At 72.7% G+C, this 417-nt stretch carries 1 pseudogene; it reads left to right on the forward strand.

The features are described 5' to 3' along the window. Positions 1-417 (forward strand): annotated as a pseudogene (locus tag BIV28_RS19620) (pullulanase-type alpha-1,6-glucosidase); the annotation flags it as partial.

Raw genomic sequence — 417 nt, forward strand, 5'->3', positions numbered from 1 at the left:
GACGGCCCAGCAGGTGACCCTGCTGACCTGGCCGGCCGGCTCGGCCGACCAGCCCGTGTCGACGGCGCGCCGTACCGCCATGACGCGCTCGACCGACGGCTCGTGGTCGACGTCGCTGGGCAGCGCGGGCCGCAACGCCCGCTACCTCTACGAGCTCAAGGTGTGGGCGCCGAGCACGCAGAAGGTCGAGACGAACGTCGTCACCGACCCCGCGTCGGTGGCGCTGACCCCCGGCTCGACCCGCTCGGTGGCCGTGGACCTCAGGGACCCGGCGTTCATGCCCTCCGCGTGGCGCACGACGCCGTCGCCGCGCCTGGCCAAGGACGTCGACTCGACGATCTACGAGCTGCACGTGCGCGACTACTCGATGAGCGATGCCAAGGTGCCGGCCGCCCTGCGCGGCAGCTACCTCGCCTT

Origin of the sequence: Intrasporangium flavum (assembly GCF_001956915.1) — a bacterium.
Classification (GTDB): Bacteria; Actinomycetota; Actinomycetes; order Actinomycetales; family Dermatophilaceae; genus Monashia; species Monashia flava.